A 21,111-nucleotide genomic window follows, 5' to 3' on the forward strand; every position below is an offset into this window, starting at 1 on the left:
TAAACCCTACTTCGCGGGTTACTCTTGAACCATGCGCCTTCATATTGCTGATCACCCGCTCATTGCCCACAAGCTCACCGTTCTTCGTGACCGCGACACCCACTCGGCAACTTTCCGCCAACTGGTTGACGAATTGGTCACCCTTCTTGCGTACGAGGCCACACGCCACGTCTCAACCACTGAGATCGCAATCAACACTCCTGTTGCGCCTACCGTTGGCAAGCGCATCAGCGAGCCGCGCCCCATCGTAGTCCCCGTACTTCGTGCTGGGCTGGGAATGCTCGAAGGAATGACCCGTCTTCTTCCCACCGCCGAGGTTGGCTTCCTGGGAATGAAGCGCGATGAAAAGACTCTTGAGGTTGAGACCTACGCGAACCGTCTTCCCGAAGACCTTTCGGGCCGCCAGTGCTTCGTTCTGGATCCCATGCTCGCAACCGGTCACACCATGGTTGCCGCAACCAAGTACCTTTTCGACCGCGGAGCCAAGGACGTGACCTGCGTCTGCCTGCTGGCTGCTCCCGAGGGCCTGAAGGTTCTGGAAGACTTCGTGGGTGATCGTGCAGATGTGACCGTCGTTGTCGCTTCTGTTGACGAGCGCCTCAACGAAAAGTCCTACATCGTCCCCGGTCTGGGCGACGCCGGCGACCGCCTCTACGGCATCGTTGACTGAGTCTAACGACTGGTTTTAAACGCTCAAGGTGCCGCGTCCAAAAGGACGCGGCACCTTTATGCGTGTGGGACATGTGTGGGGGCGCGGCTTTGCCGCACCCCCACACATCAAAGTAGCGATCAGTTAATCGCCAGAAGCCTTGATCAGAAGGCCGGAATCACCGAGCCATCCTTCCAGGTGTCTTCGATGTACTTCTTCACCTGGTCAGAGTGCAGAAGCTCATCCAGCTTCTTCACGGCCTCAGCCTTATCGCCCGAAACACTGGTCTTCCACACCAGGACGTTCACCGAGGGGTTGTTCTCGGGGGACTCGACAGCCAGACCATCGCGCGAGGGTGCCAGGCCACCTTCCTGTGCGAAGTTACCGTTGATCACCGAGTAGTCAGTCTCGCCCAGGTTAGAGACCAGAACGGGTCCGTCAATTTCCTTGAAATCGAAGTTCTTCAGCTTCTTAACGGTGTAAACATTGACGTCACCGCTTGCGGGGATCTCAACAAAACCGTTTGCAGCAAGAAGGCGAAGTGCGCGCTCCTGGTTGGTGACATCGGAGATCACGCCAATGATTCCGCCCTTTTCGGGAAGCTCATCCAGGGACTTGTGCTTGGAGGAGTAGATAGCCAGGGGCTCGAGGTGAATGCCCTTACCGGGAGTGAAGTCGTAGTTGAACTGCTGCTTAGCCTTCTCCAAGTAGGGAACAGTCTGGTGGTAGGTGGCATCAACTTCACCCTGATCCAACGCACGGTTGGGCAAATCGTAGTCGGTGAATTCCTTGATGTTGATGTTGATTCCCGCGTCCTTTGCCAGGTTGTCCTGGATGTACTTGAGGATCTTCGCGTGAGGCGAGGGGCTGGCAGCAACGGTGATTGTGGTTGCACCGTTCGAAGATGATGAAGAGCCCGTGGAACCGCTGGAGCAGGCCGAGAGGACCAGTGCTGCTGCAACGCCAAGACCGGCAAGAGTACGAAGAGAACGAGAGTGACGCATGAGAGTAATTCCTTAGATTGTCTGTTTCCTACAAGCGGGGGGACTTGAGTGGCCCGCGATAATCCCGCGAATTTTTACTAATTACCAAGCAGAGTTCGCGACCCGGCTGGTGGATGCTCAGCGGTGATCCACCAGCCGGCTGAGCATGTCGCCAATCATTTGAATTAACTGAACGATGATGATGATCGCAACGACCGAGCAGACCATTGTGTCCGTCTGGAAGCGGTGATACCCGTATTCGATCGCCATCTTTCCAAGACCACCCGCACCAACGACGCTCGTCATTGCCGAGTAGCCCACCAGGGTAATCGCCAAAACCGTCACGGACTGGATGATGCCGGGCAGGGCCTCGCGAACCAAAATGCTCCAACGGATCCGGCGGTTTGAGGCTCCAGCCATGAGGGCGGCCTCGACCTTACCGTTTTCGACGGAAAGCAGGTTGGTTTCCACCAGGCGAGCAAAGAACGGAATCGCACCGATAACCAAGGGGAAGGTCGCTCCCTGCCACGTGATTGCACTGCGCATGACGAACTTGGTCACCGGAAGCAGCACGATGATGAGGATAAGGAAGGGGAAAGAACGGCCAACATTGACAATCAAACCAACGATCTGGTTGATGGTCTTGTTAGGGGTAAGTCCCGTCTTCGAGGTCTGGACAAGAAGCAGACCCAAAGGAAGGCCGATGAGCACGGTAAAGAGGGTGCCGAAGAAGACCATGAGCAGGGTCTCCCAGATTGCCGGGAGGAACTGCTGGGTGAGTGCGGGGTTGTCTCCCCACGTCGGGTCACCTTTACCCAGTGGAAGCAGCGTCAGGACTGTTGAAAGAGCCGAAAGGTTCACAGCGACCTCACCTCCACATGCGCGCCCTGGGCGCGAAGCTGCTCAATAATCGAAGAACGCTCGGCTGCGGGGATCGCCAGAGCCAGGCGACCAACTTGAACAGAACCCATCGATTCGAAAGTCCCTGCGGTCACATCCGCACCAAGCTTTGCGGCAAGGTTGAGCATATTCGAGCCAGTGGGAACACCCGGATGCGACGTGAAGATCACGTCCAGAAGGATATTTCCAGACTCCCAAGGCTGGGCTGAGGTTTTGGCCTCCGCTGAGTTGCTCTGTGCAGCGATTTCACGCGCGGTCAGCTCACGATTGAAGTCGGTGACATCCAGTTCGTCAACACTGGGTGCAGGAACCAATTCCTTTGCCAGAGGCGAACCCGGGTTAGCAAGAACTTCTTCGATCGTTCCGCTCTGCACGATTCCTCCGTCTTTCAGGAGTGTTACGGAATCACAGATTTCGCGAACGACCGACATTTCATGGGTGATGATGACAATGGTGACACCGGTTTCGTCGCGCACTTGACGCAGGAGTGACAGAATCGCGCGGGTTGATTCGGGGTCAAGGGCTGAGGTTGGCTCATCACAGAGCAAGACTCGAGGGGTATCTGAAAGTGCACGCGCAATACCGACGCGTTGGCGCTGGCCACCGGAAAGCTCTGAGGGGTAGGCACCGCCACGATGCTCAAGACCAACTAGCGCAAGAAGTTCACGAACGCGTCCTTTGCGTTGCTCGCGGGTGAACTCTTTCTTCGCGGCGACTTTCAGCGGGAATGCGATATTTTCTCCCGCGGTCTTGGCATCGAAAAGGTTGGCTGCTTGGAAGACCATGCCGATCTTGCGTCGCGCTTGGCGTAGTTCGCGCCCACGAAGCTGCGACAGATCAATGTCATCAACGATGATTGACCCAAAAGTGGGTTTTTCCAGAGCGGTCAGACAGCGAATGAGCGTTGACTTACCGGCACCCGATTGGCCCACGATTCCGTGAATGCTTCCTGCTTCAACGTGCAGATTCACGTGGTCAAGGGCAACGACATCATCACTTCCCTTCACGGGATAGATCTTCGAGACGTCGATCAGATCAATCACTGGGTCCTCCTTTCATGCACCCTTAGACTATGAGTCCATGACGGAGTGTCCAAATTTTTCGTTACACAACCTCACATTGCGAAACTAGACGTGAGAAGAAACGCGCAGATAGCCAGGACGCTTCCCCCCAACCAGACGCCGAAAACAAGACCGGCGGCAGACAAATACCGACGATGACTCAGAAGCATCACCGTGTCCAGCACAGCTGTGGAAAAGGTTGTAAATCCGCCTAAAAAGCCCGTTGAGAGCAGGAAGAAAACAGGAGCGTTAGGGGCAAGAAAACCCGCGAGCGCACCAGCGCATATGCATCCCAGTAGATTGACCATGCCGATCCCCCACTGGGGTGTTCGCTTTGCATGACACTTTTTGAGATAAAGATCCAGCTGCCAGCGACACAGAGCGCCCAGCGAACCGAAAAGGCACACGAGAAGAAAGAGCAGTGGGGTCATTTCTTTGCCCCCTGAGGGCCTGGCTCCTCATGTGGAGTAAGAGAGTACCCCAAAGCAGCAACCCCAATACCAACTACAAGCAATACAAGGCTTGCAAGCATTCCCTCGATAAGCAGAGGCAAGGAGGACAGCGCCGCAGCACTAAACGGAGAAGAGACAACTCCGGAAAGCTCACCCCCGGCAGCGGGGACTGCTGTCATTGCTTGGAGTGCATTATGGATACTGGCCATGACCATGGTGGCGTATGTGGTCAGAGCACCTGCGAAGCCACTTCCTGCGACAAGCATGACTTTTCTGCGTAGCGCATCCTCACGGAAATAGCTCTGTGCCCAGGCAGTGACAAAACCAAGAAAGAAGGCCCCAACAAGATTTACGACCACCGTGGACCAAGAAAAAACCGTAAGTTTCCCACTACCCGTAGCAGCAAGATCCAATCCCGCACGAATTGCAGTGCCAAGGAAAGCTCCGAAAGCAACACACAACCACGAGGGAATGCGCGTGAGCCAGCTCAGATGATGATGCGCCGATACGCCGACGTCCTGTTCATCACCATTCAGATGCGCTCGTGTCTCCATGCATCCAAGGTTAGTCTGGGGGTATGGCATTTGCGTCGACCTTGACATCCCAGGCACACGATGGGGCGGGAAACTCAGCTTCTTCCCCTGAGAACTCGGCCTCGGAAATCACAATCGGAGAAGGCCACCCTGAGCATGCCCTAGGCGCCGGACGCTTCGCGCCCTCCCCCAGCGGCGACCTCCACCTTGGTAATCTTCGCACCGCGCTGCTCGCGTGGATGTGGGCACGAGTGACCGGCCGAGGTTTCGTTTTGAGGATTGAAGATATCGACCGGGTGCGTTCGGGCTCCGCACAACGTCAGATTGACGAACTGAAAGCGCTGGGAATTGATTGGGATGGTGAAGTCCTGATCCAGTCCTCGCGCGCACACGTCCATGACGAGGCCGTCACCCGCCTATTCCACGAGGGTTACGCTTTCGAGTGTTTCTGCTCGCGTAAAGACATCCGTGAAGCTGCATCCGCGCCACACGTACCACCCGGCCATTACCCCGGGACTTGCTTGCACCTGAGCGCACCTGAGATCGCCCGAAAGCGGGAAGAATTCGCGGCCGAGGGACGCCGTCCCGCCTTGCGGTTGAAGGCTCCCGTATCGGAGTGGACGGTGCATGACGAATATTTTGGCCAATACACGGGTCCTGTCGATCACTTTGTCATCCAGCGTTCTGATGGAGCACCGGCATATAACCTTGCGGTCGTCATTGATGACGCATTCCAGGGAGTTGACCAAGTGGTTCGCGGCGACGATCTGCTCTCTCAATCGCCCGGACAAGCAATTCTGGCGCGTTTATTGGGCTATCCCACGGTCACCTACGCACATGTCCCCCTGGTTTTAGCGCAATCGGGAGCGCGGCTCGCTAAGCGCGATGGTGCGGTAACCATCGAGGAACTTGCGGAACGCGGGGTGACGATTGCCCAGATCATTGAGGTTTTAGCCCGCTCGATGGGGGTTGAAGGGGTTCATTCTGCCTCGCAGCTTCTTGAATCAATGGATGTTGAGAAACTGCGCGCGCTCCCCCAAAAGCCGTGGACACCAGACTTGGAAAGGCTCTTCGCTTGATCGATCGGCGTAACGCCTCAAGCCTCCCTCCTCCTCCGCCCGACCCCCACAAATGACACACGAAGTTGGCAAAAGACACAGGCCATAAGCTGTGTCATTTCACAACTTCGTGTGGAGGAGGCGCAAACGGGACGCAACGGGGGCGCAAACGGGACGCAACGGGGGCCGCAAACAGGGCTGCAACGGCAGCACAAACGCGAGCACGGATAGCCGCAACACTCACTCAGATATACGAGTGCCCGGGTTGGAGACCGCGTATGCAGCGGATGCGGTTTCCTTCCCGGGCACAAAGCTCTTCTCAATACTTAGAAGAGCCGCTCACCTTTCCTCGCGCTTGCGACGCAAAGCGGTGAGAGTCCCACCGGTCATCACCAGGATCAGTGCAATTGCGCCAATCACCGCGACAGTGACACCGGTGCCAGCGAGAGACGAGCCCGCCTTCTTGCTCGCGCTGTTCTTCGGGTTCGTCATCGCTGACTTGCCCTGATCATTCCCGGCTTGGCTCGCCTGATCCTTGCCGGGTTGCTGGCCGTTTGTTCCGGGGGCATTGCCCTGGGGATCATTCGGCACATTCCCAATACCAATCCCCGTATTTCCACCATTTCCAGCCTGGTTACCCTGGGTGCTTCCCTGGCCGTTGCCTTGGTCGCTATCGGACGAGGCCGAGGCGGAAGGCTGAGGTTGCGTGGTGGGCTGCTCGCTGGGCTGGCTTGGCTGAACAGTGGGCTGAGCACTGGGCTCAGCGGTGGCCTCGGCAGTGGGCGAGGCCGAGGGGCTCACTGACGCAGAAGGAGCAGTCGTGGGTTCTTCGGATGGCTGCGGCTGGGCCGAAGGCTCCGCGGTGGGTTGAGCACTTGGATCAGTCGAGGGCTGTGCACTGGGCTGCGTTGACGGCGCAGCTGTTGGCGTAACCGTAGGTGCTACTGTCGGCTCCGCAGAGGGCTCAGTCGTGGGAGTAGGAGTCGGCGTAACCGCTCCCCCATTCACCGTCAGCATCAGGCTCATTGTCGAAGCGTTGCCTGATTCATCCGTTGCAGTGAGGACCAGTTCTCGAGTCCCACTCCACGTCGGAGTTCCCGAAATGGTTCCACTGGCTACATCAAGCGAGAGACCCGATGCGGTCACTCCCGAATCAGAAGCTGCGCGGTCCATTGAGTGGTTATTCCGTGTATTCGCAGAGCGAGCTCCCCAATCGAAGATCGGCTCATCATCGTCATCCCAACCATCATTAGGACCGTGGGTGGGCGCTGCGGTTGGCTCAGTGGTGGGTTCATCGCTCGGCTCATTGGTATCGGGCAGAAGCATCGGGTCATTCAAAGCCTTCGGCCCCTCGCCCGTGGTCGGAATTGCCACAGAATTGCCTTCGGGTCCATCCGGATCCACCAGTTTGGCCGACAAAGTAACGGTCGAGAAGTTATCGCGAGCAGTCGCAACGATATTCTTCATTGACGCACCCGCAGCGATCTCTTGATCGTTCCACGGGCTGGCCCACAGCTCAGGCGCCGCACGGTCAACAATTCCCATTGCCCCGTCTTTTGCCTTCACAACCACTTGTCCCGAGGTGTTACCCGCGTAGTCGGTAATCGAGTAGGTTGCACCGTGGGTGCCCAGAGGACGTGTGCGCTTAAGCTGGCCGTTCTCATCCCGGTTACCCCAGTCGGAACGGTTGTTCTTACCACGGGTAGCGGTCCAGCTTTGGTCACCCATCGCATTGATCTTCTGCCAATCCTTTGTCGTTGGGTTAACCAGCTTGTACTTCGCACCGTCTAGTCCAACAAAGTCCTGTCGTCCCATCGGCCGCGAGTATGAATCGTTGTAACGCCCGCGCAATGCCAGAGCTGAAATCGCACCGGTATCGACACCCAATGGTTGAACCGTTGCTCGGAACATCAACCCCTCCGCGGGTGCAGGCAGAGATACCGAAGTATCTTCTGGACCGACCGTGTATTCGGCGTATCCGTGGTAGGGGTTATCCTCACCCGCGTACAACGTTTCAAGACGAACCTTGTATCCGGTGGGCGTCCCCGAAGCGGGTGCCTTCCACGACAGTTCGACCTGCCCTGAAGTCGCTGCTTGAGTGAAGTTGCCGTTAGCATCCTTTGCCGTTGCATAAGTCAATTCACTGGGAAGTGCTGAGCGATTAACGACCAGTTCGGCAGGCTGCGAAATCGATCCATCCTTGCCCACTGCTCGAAGTCGGAGCATATAGCTGCCCTCAAGATCAACCTTCTTGACGTAGCGCGAATCCCCATAGGCCTGAGCAAGATGACGCACATTGCCTGAGGCATCCACGGCCTCGAGAATGTAGGAATCGACGGAGGCAAAGTCTGCCTTCTGCCACGAAACGTTCATCTCACCATCGGTGGTCAGCTCATCGATCCTAAATCCAGCGGGGATCGCGGGTGTCGCGGACTCATCACTAACAGCAAGTTTGCCGACGTTCACCTGAACATCGCCGCTTCCCTCAACCTGCAGGCCCATCGTTGCAATTGTTCGGCCCTGGAAGTCAGAAAGATCAACAAGCGAATCCTTCCATCCATCTGTCGAGGCCGCACCCAAGGAGAGAGTGACAACTTCCCCTGGCTTGTCGGCAAAGACCAGTGCCAGGCGAGCCTTCGTTGACGCATCCTTTGCGCGCCACACAACTTCAGCGGTCGAGTTGCCCTTCACGTCCAGGTTCGTCTTGTACAGGCGAATGGTCTGCGCTTGCTGCGCTTGACCGTAGAGGACAAGAGAGTTTCCTCCCTGATATGCGCCGACTGGCGAATACGGCAAAGCCACTTCTTTACCCTGCAGATCGACTCGGGGTTCTTCGCCGTAATCGAAATCCGCCTTCAGGGTTGCCCCACCCTGGCCTGTAATCCACCACTGCCACGACGGCAAAATGGATTGGGCTCCCATGTCCGACCACTCGGACGTATTGCTAACAGCACCCTTTGTGTAGGAACGCATCCCTTTACCAGTCGAGAAATTCGTCCAGAAATTGCTTCCCTGAATGACGCTTCGAGCCGGGGCAAAGTCTGCAACTCCAACCCATCCCTTGCCCTTCACACCTACGGCAGGATTGGCCTGTCCATTGGCAGAGCCGGTCTGAGTCACGTCCTGCTTCATGCCAGAGAAGTACATGCGCTCACGCTGAGCGATCATCCACTGATAGGGCTGTTGCTGCATGAAAGGACGTGCCGAATCGGTGCGGCCGGTGATTTCCTGAATATTGTCATCCAGACCGCGTTGGTAGTGATCCGAGGGAGTAAAGAGAGCAATCGAAGTCAGCGGAGAGTGATTTTCTTTCGAGGCGTAGCCTTGGTCGACCCCGCCACTGGAGCGAAAACCGGTCTGGTTGGCTTCGATTCCAGCGAATACTTCCTTGTAGGGGTCATATCCATTCGCAAGCGCCCAGCTATTCATTCGCTTGCCGTTGTTTCCGTAGTTCACGAAGACAGAAGAGTGAATACGCCCGTGTTCCTCGTCGCGCAGCCACGCGGCCTTAGATTCGTTGAAGGAAGAGTTGGTGTCGTACCACTGAGTCCACAAACCCTGGCTGGTCAGATAGGACATGAAGGGCTTGAATTCCTCGTCGTCCCCCCATTCTTCTTGGTTGAGGAAATAACCGTCGAAACCGTAGTACTTGGCCATATCAACCAGTTTCTTGGCGATGATATAGCCCTGGGAGTTCGGATCTTTATCGAACATCTCGGTGAAGGTCAGGCCCGGGCGGAATGAGGGGTCGAAGTACAAGATCGCAATCGACTTCACACCGTTTCGGTGTGCGGCATTGGTGTATTCGGGACTGGGCAGGGTAAGAACACCGAACTCAAATCCGCGGTTACGCCAATCCGAGGTTGCTGGATTGTAGATTGCCTGCGGAACCCCCAAGGAAGCACCGCCGTGCCACGGTGACCAGTAGTCCGTGTACTGCCAGAAGTTCAAAGTATGGTCAGTGAAAGTGTTGTTAAAGGTTGTTGAGCCGAAGAAGGAATTTCCGTAGTCGCCCTGCATGAGCATGATTTCGGATTTCCCATCCAGTTCTGGCTTCACCTGGGTGTCAGGATTTCGATCAATTCGAGGCTGGAGAGGGACGGTTGCGCGAAGCTGACTTGCAAACGGGTCAGATTCGGGGGTCCAGTCACGCAGGTCTTGAACGCGGTAGCCCGAGACCACGGGCTGTGCACTTCCGACCGCAGAATCACCCTGAGGTGGGTAGGAGTCTGCAGCGAATGCAGCGGGGATTATCAACGCGCTAGCGGCGGTCAGTGCGCCAATGGCAACAAGGCGCCTCTTATTCTTATGTGTCGACATCTGCCAGGAGCTCCTTCGCCCTGTCGATTTGTGTGTAGTTGTGGGTACGCGGAGTACCAATGTGGCCCATGTGGGATTCCAAGAGTCACAGGCGGCGCCCGATCCGCTGCGATCGATTGCCGATGAGAAAAACCGGTTAAGTTCATCGGTTAGAAGCCATGGTACCAAAGCGCAATCGACACCAAAACCAGTTCTGACCACCGATGATAACGATTTGATAAACCGTATGAAGGAGCAACCTTCTCTGATTACATAGCAAGGAAAAGGGACGGGAACGCATTCTCATGGAACACGTTCCCGTCCCGATTATTTAGCCGCTCTCTCGCAACTAGCACGGACTTTTGAGATATCTCAGCGAGCACTCTTTCCGACACATCACTGGCATTAATTCACGTGTCGGCCCCTGACCCCACTGGAATCGAATCATGGTCTCGCGCTAACAAGCGGCTGTCACCGTTGAGGGAGCAGCAAGAGGTCCCTCAACGAAGTACCCCATAGGGAAATACACACTCCTACTTCAGTGAAGAGCTAGCAGTTTCCTGCAGCTTGTCCAGAGTCGTATCAACTGCAGCTCCGTTCAGCCAGGTGGCCTCAATCTGCTCCTGAATCTGGTCGGCAATCTTCGGCCAGGCCTCGACACGCGGAGCCATACGAGCGTAGGTCGTCGCGGTCTTCAGGTACTGCGAGCGGTGCGGAGCATTGAGGTACTCGCTAGATTCCAGAGCCTTCTGGGTTGCAGGCATGTGACCGGTCGCGATCGCCCAGTCCCCGGTGTGCTCATTGAGGAACTTCGCAAACTCGAAGGCTGCGCGGTACTTCTTCGCATCGGGCTTGGCCGAAACGGGGACGGTCCACACGTGGGAGTTCGCCCAGGTTGCCTTGTCCTTGAAGAGCATGAGCGCATCGCTGGTCTCGTACTTGAAGGGAGCTTCAGCGGTGAACTGGTTGACCGACCACACACCGTTGTACATGACGGCCGACTCGCCGCGCAGGAAGCCCTGAACCGAGGCATCGTAGTCGTGGTTGACGGTCGTGTAGCCGTCCTTAACCAGGGTGTTGATAAACTCCAGTGAAGTCTTTGCCTCAGCCGAGTTCATATTCGCCTTGGTGCCGTCTGCGGAAATAATGTCCGAGCCCTGCTGCTGGACCAGAGTCATCCACAAGCGCTCGCCCATCGGGTCCTTTGACAGGGCGATATCGATGTAGTTCTTTCCGGTCTTTTCCTTCACGGCCTTTGCGTGAGCAAGGAGCTCATCGGGCGAAGTCGGAAGCTTGTAGGTACCGTCCTCACCGACCAATCCGGCCTGGGAGAGGATATCCATATTCAGGTGACTGATGATGGCGTGGGTGTCGAAGGGAACGCCCCACTTCTTGTCCTTGTAGGTCACCGCGTCCAAAGCCGGCTTCGTCGAGCCGGACAGGTCGATGCCCACTCCATCAGGCACCTCCATGAGCAGACCCTTGGCAGCATAGTCGGGCAGGTTGGAGCCGTGCATGATTGCCACGTCGGGGCGATCCGACGAGGCCAGAGCGGCATTGAGCGAGTCATAGTAGCTGTGCCATGAGGCACCGCCCATACGCTCAACCTTGATTCCCCACTTGTTCTCTGCATTGAACTTGTTGGTGAGGATCGAGATGGCCGTGCATTCACTGTTGGCCTTGGACAGGTCAGTGACGCCATCAGTCTTTTCTTGGCAGTCGCCAAAGAAGCGAGCCATGGTGATAGTGGTTCCCTTAAGGTCGTCATCGCTGACGGAAGCAATTGCCGCCCCATCAACAGTCTTCGAGGAGGAGGCGGAGTTCACTCCACATCCGGTGAGTACAAAGAGCGCGGTCGTAGCCAGTGCGCATGCACCGATTCCCGCGTGACGTGTCAGTGCGCGTCCTTGTCGCATTGTCATGCCTTTCGTTGTGTGGTGAATGGTGAGTTTTCGTGGGAGTAAGATCCTCATTGCCGAGGCCGGGTTTCCCTTTCCCAACAGTGACGATCAGGCGTGTGGCGCAGGTGGCGATGCCTACTTATCGCCACTGGATAGTGAGATTCCTCGGATCAGATACTTCTGAAGCAGCAGGAAAACAATGAGCAGGGGTGCCGCACCGACGATTCCTCGGGCCATGAGCGAGCCCAATTCCGTCGATTGTGCGAATGTTCCCTGCAGGGAGGCCAAACCGGTCGTCACCGTGAACATTTCGGGCTTCGTCGCCGAGACCAATGGCCACAGGTAGTCATTCCAGGTTTGAACGAAGGAGAAGGTCGCAAGCGCGATCAGAGCCGGCCGCGCAAGGGGCACCATGATGGAGAAGAAGACTCGAATCGGAGAAGCCCCATCAACCTGCGCGGCTTCCTCCATTTCGCTGGGCACCTGCGAGAAGAACTGAGTCATGATGAACACGCCCAAGGGGAAGGCAACCCGGGGGAAAATCAGCGCAATGTAGGAATTTGCCAGCCCGGCCTCGGAGAACATCATGAAGAGGGGAACGAACATCGCTTCTTTGGGAACCATCATTCCAGCCAAAGTCAGTCCGTAAACAATGGTTCGCCCCGGGAAGGGAAGCTTCGCGAATGCATAACCGGCAGCGGCGCAGATGATCACCGTAATGACCGTGGCAGTGATCGACACGACCATCGAGTTAAGGAACCATCGACCAGCCAAGCCAGTTCGGAAAACATCGGCATAGTTCGACAAAGTCGGTTCTGTGGGCACAAGGATCTGCGAGTTCGTCTTCAATGACGAGTTCGAACTCAAAGAGATCACCAGCGTCCACAGCAGCGGAATAAGCCACAGCAGAGCAAGTGCCATCATGACGACGTGGTAGCCGCACGACTTGAGTTTCTCGCGCATGTCAGCGGCTCCTTTGCCGTGAGATCAGGAATTGGATCAAAGAGATGAAGACCATCAGAACGAAGAGCACCAGGGACATTGCCGAGGCATAGCCAAGCTGAGTGTCTCTAAAACCTGTCTGGTAGATATAGCGGACCAAAACATCAGTCGTGCCACCCGGGCCTCCGGCCGTCATGATGTTGACCTGGCCGAAGATCTGGAACGAGGCGATGATCTGGGTGACGAGGACCAGTACCGTTGCGTGGCGCAGACCCGGAAGGGTGATGCTGACAAACTTTTGGAAAGAGTTCGCGCCGTCCAAGCTTGCGGCCTCGTACAGCGTCGGATCGATATCCTGCAATCCCGCACCAAAGAGGATGAGGTTAAAACCGACGGTCCACCACACGGTTGTGACAACGATTGCGGTCATTGCCCATTTGGGATCTGACAGCCAAGCGATGGTTCCCCACCCCATGTGTTCGGTGAAGCGAGCCACGATTCCTCGTGAAGGGTTGAGCATGTAGCCCCAGATCAGTGTGGCCACCGAAACCGGAAGAACATAGGGGACGAAGAACGCTGCGCGATAGAAAGCTGAGGCTTTCCCACCGCGCTGAAGAAGCAGAGCGTAGATCAGGCCGAGTCCAACGATGATGGGGGTCGACACCAAGGTAAAAACCGCGGTGTTCATCATCGCGTTCCAAAAACGCGGATCAGACCAGGAACCGCCATCTCCCGGGTGGATCCCCAAAAGAATCGCGGCTCCGACCAGAGTGACGATCAACAGAATGCGTCCTGAGTTCAGGTCGCGTTCGCGCACCGCCTTGATGGCTACATACACTCCGCATGCCAAGCAGATCAGTCGAGCAATCCACATGGAGCTGATGTCCCAGACCAAGCCCGTTCCACCCAGCATGTGGGTGTAGTTCTCAAGCCCGATCCATTCCCGGGTGCTACCCAGCAGGTCCCAGTCAAAGAAGGACATCAGAATCGCTTGGACCACGGGAAAGAGGATGAAGATCCCATAGAAGATCAGAAAGGGCAGAGTGAAAGCAAAGTTAGTTGCCCACCGGCGAAGTACGCGGGCTTTAGGCATCGCGATCACCTTCAAAGGCCCGTGAAACGGCGCTTCGCTCATCGGTACCAAGCACCGCACTGGCCTCGACAATCGTGCGAGGCCGGATTTGCCCGCTTTGGCGAGCAGAACTGGTGACGAATCCTCGGATAACCTCTAGTGGCAGCTTGGGATTGCGATTTTCGTCGGCGAGGCCGTTGGTTTCCTGACGGGTATCCGTCAGTTGCGTGTAGCAGAAGCCAGCCAGAATGGGCGAGGATTCAAGAGCATCGAAAAGTCCACTCACGCGCTCCTCATAGGCCTCGACAGTGGGGACAACGGCGTAGCCCCAGGCGTCCTCCGCATCCAGGGGCAGCGAGATCCCACCGAACTCCGTGACCATAACGGGACGATCATCACTCCATGGCTGCCCCAGAAGGATCTTGCGTCCTTGCGGGCCGACTCCGTTAACCAGCTCTGCAATCGATTCACGGTCGGCGTAGTTGACTCGGAGCTGCTCGCCATAAACCCCGTAGTCGTGAGTTGTCACAATCGGAGTTTCGAGCTGCTCCCACCCGTCGTTGGCGATGACTGGGCGAGTTCCGTCAAGCGCATCGGTCAGGGCAACGACCGAGCGGACGAAAGCCTGCTGGCGCGGTGAGGTGACAATCAGGTCCACTCCCCAGCTTTCATTGAAGGGCACCCAAACGATCAGACTGGGATGGTTGCGATCACGCAAAACCAGATCGCGCCATTCCTGCATCGTCACACTGACTGCTCGATCGCTGAAGGCATAGGCGGATGCAGATTCCGCCCACACCATCATTCCCATGCGATCGGCCCAGGTCAGTGTGCGTCGATCCGCACTTCGCTCGTGGATACGGACGAAGTTGAAGCCCATATCGCGGGCCAGTTCCAGATCCGCCTTCAGGGCCCGCGGGCTGGGGGCGGTGAAGTAGGACGAGGCCCAGTAACCCTGATCCAGAACACCGCGCAGGTAGGTGGGCTGGTGGTTAATTTCCAAGTAGCGGTGCGAGAGGCTAACATCGCGGATACCGACGTAGGAGACAACTTCGTCATCACCAACACAGATCCGCGCATTGATGAGGTTGGGGTGGGCGGGGGACCACAGTAAGCGCCCCCATTCCTGCCGGTTTGCCAGTCCGGGGATTTGAGCAACGAGGCGCAGCGAGCGTGAGCGCATCCGGACCATACTTGCAGCCAAGGTTTCGCCTGCAAGTTCAAGGGTCAAACTGGCCTCAATCGGATCGATGTCGCCGCTGGCTTCACGCAGACCCGACAGCGCGATGTCGCAGGTAACTTGAGCATTCTCGATATCCCAAGACCAAGTCAGCGACTCAATGTAGCCTTCGGGGACAACTTCCATCCAGACATCGCGCCAGATTCCAACGACCGAGTGGTACCAAATACCGTGGGGGTTTTCCTGCCAGTCTTGTTTGCCGCGCGGCTGGTCCACAGCGTCAAGACGATCCTGTGCGCGGACGACAAGTTCAAGGCCATCATCTAGATAATCGGATGAATCAACGGTGATGGTGAAGGGCGTGTACCCACCTTCATGATGCATATGGTGACGGCCGTTAATCCAGACATCACAGGTGAAATCAACCGCTTCGAAGTGAATACGCAGGTGCTGGCGCGCAGAGCTGTCATCGGCGCCTGCCTGCTGAAGGTCGTCGGGGGTAATGGTTCGCCGATACCAGACAACATCGGATCGTTCCCCGCTCCAGCCACTGTCCGGGCTTCCGGGCGGGAAGGGAACGGTGATCGTCTTAGAGAAGGTGACTCCGGGGAGGTACCACCCCAGGGTGAGTCCCTCATCGCTTGAATCCGTGGCGAAGGACCACAGGCCATTGAGATTCAGCCAGGATTCACGACAGAGATCCGGGCGCGGATAATTCGCGTCGCACCATGCATCGAAAGTGTCTACGTTGACCTTCATGGGATTATCATGCACGATTCACCCCATAATTGCAACGTAGCAAATTAAGTACAATTCCTCAGCGATCAACCAGAATATTCAGTAGACTGAAGCAATAATCCCTGATGACATCGGTGTTAACAACACTTTTTGGAGACGCACATGAAATCTTCACGGCCGAACATGCGCGATGTTGCGCAGCTTGCCGGTGTTTCACAGCGCACCGTTTCAAACGTAGTAAATAATTTCCCACACATCTCCCCCACTACTCGGCGTGCTGTCGAAGACGCAATCCGTCAACTTGGCTACCGCCCAAATATTGCGGCACAACGACTTCGCCAAGGTCAGACCCATACCTTGGCGCTCGCTATCCCCAATCTCGCCTGGCCATATTTCGGAGAGATCGCGCACCTGATTCAAGACGAGGCGCGACGCAACGGATACTCAATCATGGTTGTCGAAACCGCCGGAACTCGCGAACATGAAGTTTCAGTCCTGCGAGATTTCAGAACCAATCTCATTGATGGCCTGATTCTCTCCCCCATCGAATTGGACCGCGAAGGCCTAGCTGAACTTGCCCTTGACGCTCCCCTTGTTCTGCTGGGCGAACGAATCCAAGACGCCGGCATCCCCCACTACTCAATGGATAACGTCTCTGCGGCCTCGGAAATGGTTCACCACCTCTACCAGCAGGGCGCGCGCAGCTTCCTGATTCTTGGCTCGACACATACTCGCGCGACCTCCAGCGCAGGGGCCCTTCGCCAACGAGGAATTGAGAAGGCTCTATCCGAGCTCGGCTTAGATTCATGGGCCTGGCGTAGCGTCGAAGTCTCTCCTTGGACCGCCGAAGGGGCTGAATCAGCTCTTGGCCAGTGGCTGGAATCAAATACGCTTCCCGATGCGATTTTCACGATGAATGACCTTTTGGGGGCCGGTGCTCTACGTGCACTTTCTCGCGCACAGATACGCGTCCCCGAAGACGTCTTGGTTTCTTCATGGGACGACACCGTCCTCTCGCGCTTCTCAACACCCGCACTAACAACCATTTCCCCGGATACGCACGCAATCGCGCACGAGGCCGTGGCTGGCCTGATTGCGCTCATTGAGGGTAGCGGCCGGGCTGGAGACCCGCGGGGAGCAGCAGAGACGGACGTGGACGCCGCTGAAGCATCAAACCCGGCCCACAACAATCAGCCGTCAACGCAGGTTTCTGACGTCACGGTCTCTTATACGTTGACCGTCCGCGAATCTACGAGGCGCGTCTGACACGGTTGCGAATCCTGCGCAGCGGTTAACTTCGCCCAGATACACGTGTGGGCAGACCCGAAGGCCTGCCCACACGAAAAGCTGGAGAAAACTCTCAGAGGTTGAGCTGGATCTTGCGTCCGGGGACGGCCTCGATCAGCTCGCGAGTGTAATCCTGAACCGGGTGGTCGAAGAGCGCATCGGTCGTGTTTGCCTCGACCAAGCGTCCCTTCTCCATAACCACGACATCATCCGCGATCTGGCGGACAACGGCCAGGTCGTGAGTAATGAACAGGTAGGACAGTCCAAGCTCAGCTTGCAGGTCGTTAAGCAGGTGCAGAATCTGGTTCTGAACCAGCACGTCCAGTGCGGAAACGGCCTCGTCAAGGACAATCACCTCGGGGTTGAGCGCAAGAGCACGCGCAACCGCGACGCGCTGACGCTGACCACCGGAGAGCTCATTCGGGTAACGACGCATAGCGCTACGCGGCAGAGCAACCAGATCGAGCAGCTCGGCGACGCGAGCTTCGCGCAGCTTCTTCGGGTTGAATTTGCGCTTCTCGGCGGCGGTTAGTGTGCGCTTTCCGTCGGAGGCCTCGACGAGGACACGCATCCATTCCTCGGGCTCGCGGCCCGTGGCCTCGGCGCGCTTGATTTCGGCGCGCGCGTACTCCAGGGTGCCGTAGCCGTGAATCTTCAGCGGCTCTTCGATGATTCGGTAGATCGAATACATCGGGTCGAGCGAACCGTAGGGGTTCTGGAACACGGCCTGGAGGCGACGACGCAGGGCGAAGAGCTGTGCCTCGCTGTACTCCGAGGTGTCCTCGCCGTCAAAGAAGATCTTGCCCGAGGTCGGCTCCAGCAGGTGGAGGATCATGTTCGCGGCAGTTGACTTACCGGAACCGGATTCACCCACGACCGCCAGAGTCTTTCCACGGCGAAGCGTGAAGGAGACATCGTCGACCGCGAGAAGCTTCGAAGCCTCGCCCTTCGCACCGCGGATGTGGAACTCCTTGGTGAGGTGCTCAACGCGAATCATTTCCTCGGAAGAGGCATTCTTGGCTGAGCCAGTAAGTTCTTCTTCCGTGTGCGTGATGCCGCGCGCGTGAGCGGACTCGATACGTGCCGAGGCCAGTGAGGGGGCCGCAGATACCAGACGCTTCGTGTAGGGGTGCTGCGGGTGCTGGAGGATCTCGAGTGCCGGACCAGACTCCACAATGCGACCGCGGTGCATAACGACCAGCTGTTCGGCGCGCTCAGCGGCCAGACCCAAGTCGTGAGTAATGAAGAGCACTGCCGTGCCCATTTCCTTGGTCAGCGTCTCGAGGTGATCGAGAATACGACGCTGAACGGTCACGTCCAGTGCCGAGGTGGGCTCGTCAGCAATGAGCAGCTTCGGACGAGAAGCAAGACCAATAGCGATCAACACGCGCTGACGCATACCGCCCGAGAACTCGTGCGGGTACTGCTTTGCGCGACGTTCACCATCGGGAAGGCCTGCCTGCTCAAGGAGCTCGGTGACGCGCTCTCCGGCCTCGGAACGAGGAACAATATTGTTCGCCAGCAGAGCTTCCTTCACCTGCGTACCAATGCGAAGAACGGGGTTCAGGTTACTCATCGGATCCTGGGGAACCAAGCCGATGCCGGATCCACGCAGTTCGATCCACTCCTTGGAGCTCATCGTCGTGAGCTCCTTACCGTCGAACTCGATGGAGCCGCCGGTGACCTTACCGGTACCCGGAAGCAGGCCAATAACGGCAGCAGCGGTGGTCGACTTACCCGAACCGGACTCGCCCACGATTGCGACGGTCTGACCGGGGTAAATGGTCAGGTTGGCTCCGCGAACGGCGGGAACGACACCGGTCGAGGTCGTGAAGGTGACCTCCAGGTCGGTGATCTTCAGCAAAGGGTTGGCGTCGTCCGGGTGGACTTCGGCCTTCTCAGCACCTTCGAGGATGACCTCGGTGACAGTCTCTTCGAATTGTTCTTCGTTCACTTCTTCGCCTTCGGGTCAAGGGCTTCGCGAACGGCGTCACCCATCGTGATGAAGCTGAGCACGGTCAAGGCCAGTGCCATAGCGGGGTAGAAGAGAACCATCGGTGCCTGCCTCAGGTTATCCTTCGCCTGCGAGATGTCAGCACCCCAAGACACATCTGTCGTGGGAAGACCAATACCCATGAAGGACAGCGAGGCCTCGGCGACGATGAAGGAACCCAGAGCAACCGTCGCGTAGACGATAATCGGTGCTATCGAGTTCGGGATGATGTGGGAGAGCAGGATGCGCCAACGCGATGCACCGGTTGCCTTCGCGGCCGTCACGAATTCTTCGTTCTTGGCGCTCATGACCGAGCCGCGTGTAATACGTGCGATCTGAGTCCAGCCGAACAACGACAAGACCAAGATGACCATCCAGATGTTGCGGTACTGCTTGAACATCTGCATGAAGACAATGGCTGCGAGCAGCAGGGGAACTGCAAAGAAGATGTCGGTGACACGTGAGATCACGGCGTCGATCCAGCCGCCGAGGAAGCCGGCGATGGAGCCAAGAGTTGCACCGATCAAGACGACGCAGATCGTCGTCAGGACACCGACGGAAACCGAGGCGCGTGCGCCGTAGATGACGCGGGCGTAAATATCGCAGCCTTGGAAGGTGTAGCCGAAGGGGTGTCCGGCCTCGGGCTTGCCCAAAGAGTGCGAGAGCTCGCAGAAGCGAGGATTGGTGCTCGTGAAGAGCTGCGGGAAGACAGCAACCATGAGGGCAACGAAGATAATGACCGCAGCAATCCAGAACAGGGGACGCTTGCGCAGATTCTTCCACGCTTCCCCCCACATTGAGGCGGGTGCGGATTCATCGGCGACGGCGTCAACTGCACCCAAACCGGTCTCATCGATATCCGAGACGTAGTGATCCTGTCCGGCACGAGTACGCGAAATAGCTTGCGAAGGAATGAAATCACTCATAGCGAATCCTCGGATCAAGAACGGCGTACAGCAGGTCAACAAGGAGGTTTGCTGAGATGTAAACCATGACCAAAACTGTCGTGAAGGAAACAACGGTAGCTGCCTCACCGTGAACGATCGCCTGCCACAAGGTACCGCCAACGCCGTTGATGTTGAAGATACCTTCGGTGATAATTGCACCACCCATGAGGCCACCCAAGTCGCCACCGAGGAAGGTTGCGACAGGGATCAGTGAGTTACGCAGAATGTGGCGCGTCATTACGGTGCCCTCTTTCAGGCCCTTAGCGCGTGCGGTACGCACGTAATCGGCAGAGACATTTTCGGACACCGATTGGCGCGTGAGTCTGATGACGTATGCGAGAGAGGTCGCGCCTAGCACAATCGCAGGCATCGTCAAGGATTTAAAGGAAACCGTACTTGCCGTAGCAGGAAGCAATCCCCATTTGATGCCAAGGAAGAACTGCATGAGGAAGCCGATAACGAAGGTCGGCACAGAAATAACAACCAGAGAGAGGACTAGGACCGTTGAGTCGAAGATACCTCCGCGACGCACACCTGCAATAACACCGAAGAGGATACCGAGGATTGCCTCGATCAACAGGGCGTAGATGGCAAGTCGGATGGTGATCGGGAATGCGGTTGCCAGCACCGTCGTTACCGGTTGCTGGGAGAAGGTCTTCCCAAAGTCAAGGGTGAAGATGCCCTTGAGGTAGAGCAGGTACTGCAGCCAGAAAGGCTTATCAAGGTTGTACTCTTCGCGGATTCGAGCTGCCGCAGCCTCAGTTAAGCCCTTATCGCCTCCGAGGGCCGCGACGGGATCACCTGGCATCAGGTGGACCATCGCAAAGATCAGGAACGTTGCTCCAAAGAAGACCGGGATGGTCTGCAGGAGACGTCGTCCGATGTATCGCAGCATGGACAGGTCCTTTATTACATGTGTTTACGAAGAATTTCCGTAAACGTATCGGGGTTCATCATCATGAACGGGGTTTTCACATACGCCTGTAGCTACAAACGGATCAGTGAGATACCGCAAGAGATACACACAAACGCACGCGCACTATCGCTCATAGTAATGCAAAGAAGTGGTAAATGGTCAATCGTGTGTCTTTAATTACGTAGAGAAGACTCTGAAGA

Annotated in this window: 16 protein-coding genes; 3 read left to right on the plus strand and 13 right to left on the minus strand. The window is 56.8% G+C overall.

The annotated features are described in order from the left end of the window. Positions 1-31 precede the first annotated feature (31 nt). Complete coding sequence (gene upp / locus ADG72_RS03730; RefSeq protein WP_009407884.1) at positions 32-670, plus strand: uracil phosphoribosyltransferase; 639 nt, start codon at positions 32-34, stop codon at positions 668-670. Between the two features lie 143 nt (positions 671-813). Here upp and ADG72_RS03735 read toward each other — a convergent pair whose 3' ends face one another. The 5 genes from ADG72_RS03735 to ADG72_RS03755 all read right to left on the minus strand — a co-directional run bounded on the left by ADG72_RS03735 (position 814) and on the right by ADG72_RS03755 (position 4,599). Next, on the minus strand, positions 814-1,653 hold the full coding sequence (locus tag ADG72_RS03735; RefSeq protein ID WP_009407882.1) for a MetQ/NlpA family ABC transporter substrate-binding protein: 840 nt from the start codon (positions 1,651-1,653) through the stop codon (positions 814-816). Between the two features lie 117 nt (positions 1,654-1,770). Continuing rightward, positions 1,771-2,493 (minus strand): methionine ABC transporter permease, encoded by a 723-nt coding sequence (locus tag ADG72_RS03740; RefSeq protein ID WP_048712355.1) that lies wholly within the window; start codon positions 2,491-2,493, stop codon positions 1,771-1,773. Then, the gene (locus tag ADG72_RS03745) at positions 2,490-3,575 is read right to left on the minus strand and encodes a methionine ABC transporter ATP-binding protein (protein ID WP_048712358.1); all 1,086 of its coding nucleotides are present in this window, start codon (positions 3,573-3,575) and stop codon (positions 2,490-2,492) included. Before ADG72_RS03745 ends, ADG72_RS03740 begins: the two co-directional genes overlap by 4 nt. Before the next feature lie 71 nt (positions 3,576-3,646). Continuing rightward, on the minus strand, positions 3,647-4,024 hold the full coding sequence (locus ADG72_RS03750; RefSeq protein ID WP_048712360.1) for a fluoride efflux transporter FluC: 378 nt from the start codon (positions 4,022-4,024) through the stop codon (positions 3,647-3,649). Beyond that, complete coding sequence (locus ADG72_RS03755; RefSeq protein ID WP_048712361.1) at positions 4,021-4,599, minus strand: fluoride efflux transporter FluC; 579 nt, start codon at positions 4,597-4,599, stop codon at positions 4,021-4,023. The genes ADG72_RS03750 and ADG72_RS03755 overlap by 4 nt, the downstream gene beginning before the upstream one ends. A gap of 23 nt (positions 4,600-4,622) precedes the next feature. On the opposite strand from ADG72_RS03755, the gene gluQRS reads away from it, so the two are divergent. Then, positions 4,623-5,657: a tRNA glutamyl-Q(34) synthetase GluQRS gene (gene gluQRS / locus ADG72_RS03760; protein WP_192831727.1), complete on the plus strand. Its 1,035-nt coding sequence runs from the start codon at positions 4,623-4,625 to the stop codon at positions 5,655-5,657. A gap of 318 nt (positions 5,658-5,975) precedes the next feature. Here the strand turns inward: gluQRS and ADG72_RS03765 are convergent, their stop codons facing one another. The 5 genes from ADG72_RS03765 to ADG72_RS03785 all read right to left on the minus strand — a co-directional run bounded on the left by ADG72_RS03765 (position 5,976) and on the right by ADG72_RS03785 (position 15,789). Continuing rightward, the gene (locus ADG72_RS03765) at positions 5,976-9,956 is read right to left on the minus strand and encodes an endo-beta-N-acetylglucosaminidase (RefSeq protein ID WP_048712364.1); all 3,981 of its coding nucleotides are present in this window, start codon (positions 9,954-9,956) and stop codon (positions 5,976-5,978) included. A gap of 512 nt (positions 9,957-10,468) precedes the next feature. After that, positions 10,469-11,857, minus strand: a complete 1,389-nt coding sequence (locus ADG72_RS03770; protein ID WP_239667649.1) for an extracellular solute-binding protein — start codon at positions 11,855-11,857, stop codon at positions 10,469-10,471. Between the two features lie 114 nt (positions 11,858-11,971). After that, positions 11,972-12,799, minus strand: a complete 828-nt coding sequence (locus tag ADG72_RS03775; RefSeq protein ID WP_048712368.1) for a carbohydrate ABC transporter permease — start codon at positions 12,797-12,799, stop codon at positions 11,972-11,974. 1 nt (position 12,800) lies between these two features. Next, on the minus strand, positions 12,801-13,871 hold the full coding sequence (locus tag ADG72_RS03780) for a carbohydrate ABC transporter permease (RefSeq protein ID WP_048712370.1): 1,071 nt from the start codon (positions 13,869-13,871) through the stop codon (positions 12,801-12,803). Then, positions 13,864-15,789, minus strand: coding sequence for a sugar-binding domain-containing protein (locus tag ADG72_RS03785; protein WP_048712373.1), 1,926 nt, complete (start codon positions 15,787-15,789; stop codon positions 13,864-13,866). Before ADG72_RS03785 ends, ADG72_RS03780 begins: the two co-directional genes overlap by 8 nt. Before the next feature lie 141 nt (positions 15,790-15,930). On the opposite strand from ADG72_RS03785, the gene ADG72_RS03790 reads away from it, so the two are divergent. Beyond that, positions 15,931-17,034 carry a LacI family DNA-binding transcriptional regulator gene (locus ADG72_RS03790; RefSeq protein ID WP_239667650.1) on the plus strand — a complete coding sequence of 368 codons (1,104 nt, stop codon included), beginning with the start codon at positions 15,931-15,933 and terminating at the stop codon, positions 17,032-17,034. A gap of 94 nt (positions 17,035-17,128) precedes the next feature. Here the strand turns inward: ADG72_RS03790 and ADG72_RS03795 are convergent, their stop codons facing one another. The 3 genes from ADG72_RS03795 to ADG72_RS03805 are packed head-to-tail and all read right to left on the minus strand — an operon-like array spanning position 17,129 to position 20,890. After that, complete coding sequence (locus tag ADG72_RS03795) at positions 17,129-18,970, minus strand: dipeptide ABC transporter ATP-binding protein (RefSeq protein WP_239667671.1); 1,842 nt, start codon at positions 18,968-18,970, stop codon at positions 17,129-17,131. A 35-nt stretch (positions 18,971-19,005) separates the two neighbouring features. Continuing rightward, positions 19,006-19,974, minus strand: a complete 969-nt coding sequence (locus ADG72_RS03800; protein ID WP_048712376.1) for an ABC transporter permease — start codon at positions 19,972-19,974, stop codon at positions 19,006-19,008. Beyond that, positions 19,967-20,890 (minus strand): ABC transporter permease, encoded by a 924-nt coding sequence (locus tag ADG72_RS03805; protein WP_048712377.1) that lies wholly within the window; start codon positions 20,888-20,890, stop codon positions 19,967-19,969. The genes ADG72_RS03800 and ADG72_RS03805 overlap by 8 nt, the downstream gene beginning before the upstream one ends. Between the last annotated feature and the right edge of the window lie 221 nt (positions 20,891-21,111).

Origin of the sequence: Trueperella pyogenes, from assembly GCF_001070855.1 — a bacterium.
Taxonomy (GTDB): domain Bacteria; phylum Actinomycetota; class Actinomycetes; order Actinomycetales; family Actinomycetaceae; genus Pauljensenia; species Pauljensenia pyogenes_A.